This is a genomic window from Shewanella sp. 1180_01 (assembly GCF_052850535.1).
Window position 1 is genome coordinate 1 of sequence record NZ_VXCT01000137.1, and the last position, 1,383, is coordinate 1,383.

Genomic DNA, 1,383 nt, shown 5'->3' on the forward strand with positions numbered 1-1,383 from the left:
CGCTGAAAGGCCGCATTACTGTTTGATGATGTGCGCCGCGCTGCTCAATGCGCTCAAGGAGTTAAGCCAAGAGTTTGCAGGCGAACGCCGCGCTGTGATCGGTTTCTTTATGGAAAAGTCACTCAACAACTTAGGGCTACTAGCAACAGCGGGCTAGAGCCCAAGACCCAGCGAAACACTGGCGGCCTAGGTCGCTAGTGTCTATCCAGCGTAGTGGCTGGGTACTGATGAGCAGCTAACTTGGGAGTAAGCAAATGAAAGTTTACGCAATGAATGAATGCGATTGGTGGATAGGTGAATCACTAGAAGCCTGCATCGCTGACTGTATCGAGGAAACTGGTGATCCTGATTGTGTTGAGGACCCACAAGAATTGAATGAAAAGCTACTTGAATCATTAACTTTTTTTGCTGATGAAGATTATGACGACGGTGAACCAATAACAAGAACCTTTAAAGAACAGTTAGCCATTGAAATAGCTGAAGGTGGTGTGTTTCCGCGCCGCTTTGCAACAGCCGATTATTAGTAAATGTATTGAGTAGCCCCGTGAAACGCTTTCTACCACTGTAGAAAGCGTCTATCCAGCGTAGTGGCTGGGTACTGATGAGCAGCTAACACATACGAGGATGAAGATGATGAAAACCAAGAAAACAGTCGAAAGCACCGAATATATCAGAACCGCATCAGATGCCGCAGAGCAAGAGCGTACAGGCAACTATGGTATTGCCACTTTGCTTTGGGGCCAAGCACGAAAACTGGCTAGTTCAATAACGAATTACGATTGGGCTGATTCTCGTATGGCGTTCTGCCATGTGCGCCAACTGCGTAAATAAGGACAGAGAAAATGGCTATCACAAAAGAGCAATGGCTACAGCTTGAAGATGAAATGACAAGCTTTATGGTAAATGTTCGTTTCAGTTATCAGGGCCATGAACTATCCATCACCCGTTGTCGGGATGGTGAATCTAAAACTGTGTTAGCAGTTTATATAGATGGCGCCATTCAAGGGAAATGGATGACTCAAATTAAAAACTTAACAGAGGATGCGCCCAAAATTTTACCCGAGGTTTGGTGCCATAAAACCATATCGAGATATAAGCCAAAGGATATTGCAGAGATAGAGAAGATCTATGGCAAGCGTAGAGCGAAAAAAGCATACCCCAACCTACATGACAAATTGGTTTGGCTTTCACCTTATTACTCTAAAGCCTCGGTGTTATGCCGCCAGTTTAAGAAGTTGCGAGGCTTGGAAGTGACTAAAGCAGATTGTTTAACCCAAGAACCTGTATTGAGTTAACCCGCGAAACGCTTTCTACCACGGTAGAGAGTGTCTATCCAGCGTAGTGGCTGGGTACTGATGAGCAGCTAACCAAAGAGCAATGATG

General features: G+C 45.3%; 3 protein-coding genes and 3 other RNA genes. All 6 read left to right on the forward strand.

The window, feature by feature from the left end; all coding sequences use genetic code 11:
* The first annotated feature begins 168 nt into the window (after positions 1–168).
* The 6 genes from FW758_RS24455 to FW758_RS24480 all read left to right on the forward strand — a co-directional run bounded on the left by FW758_RS24455 (position 169) and on the right by FW758_RS24480 (position 1,369).
* Positions 169–241: hammerhead ribozyme type II (locus tag FW758_RS24455), an RNA gene on the forward strand.
* A gap of 13 nt (positions 242–254) precedes the next feature.
* On the forward strand, positions 255–524 hold the full coding sequence (locus FW758_RS24460; protein WP_446446816.1) for a hypothetical protein: 270 nt from the start codon (positions 255–257) through the stop codon (positions 522–524).
* An 18-nt stretch (positions 525–542) separates the two neighbouring features.
* An RNA gene (locus FW758_RS24465) (hammerhead ribozyme type II) lies at positions 543–615 on the forward strand.
* Between the two features lie 15 nt (positions 616–630).
* A complete protein-coding gene (locus FW758_RS24470; RefSeq protein WP_173247653.1) occupies positions 631–831 on the forward strand; it encodes an ANR family transcriptional regulator in 201 nt (66 codons plus the stop codon).
* Between the two features lie 11 nt (positions 832–842).
* Positions 843–1,295 carry a hypothetical protein gene (locus tag FW758_RS24475; protein WP_432376933.1) on the forward strand — a complete coding sequence of 151 codons (453 nt, stop codon included), beginning with the start codon at positions 843–845 and terminating at the stop codon, positions 1,293–1,295.
* A gap of 1 nt (position 1,296) precedes the next feature.
* An RNA gene (locus FW758_RS24480) (hammerhead ribozyme type II) lies at positions 1,297–1,369 on the forward strand.
* Positions 1,370–1,383 lie beyond the last annotated feature (14 nt).

Coding starts and splice junctions, on each gene's coding strand:
- FW758_RS24460 (WP_446446816.1), top strand. CDS start 255: ATGAAAGTTTACGCAATGAATGAATGCGATTGGTGGATAGGTGAATCA.
- FW758_RS24470 (WP_173247653.1), top strand. CDS start 631: ATGATGAAAACCAAGAAAACAGTCGAAAGCACCGAATATATCAGAACC.
- FW758_RS24475 (WP_432376933.1), top strand. CDS start 843: ATGGCTATCACAAAAGAGCAATGGCTACAGCTTGAAGATGAAATGACA.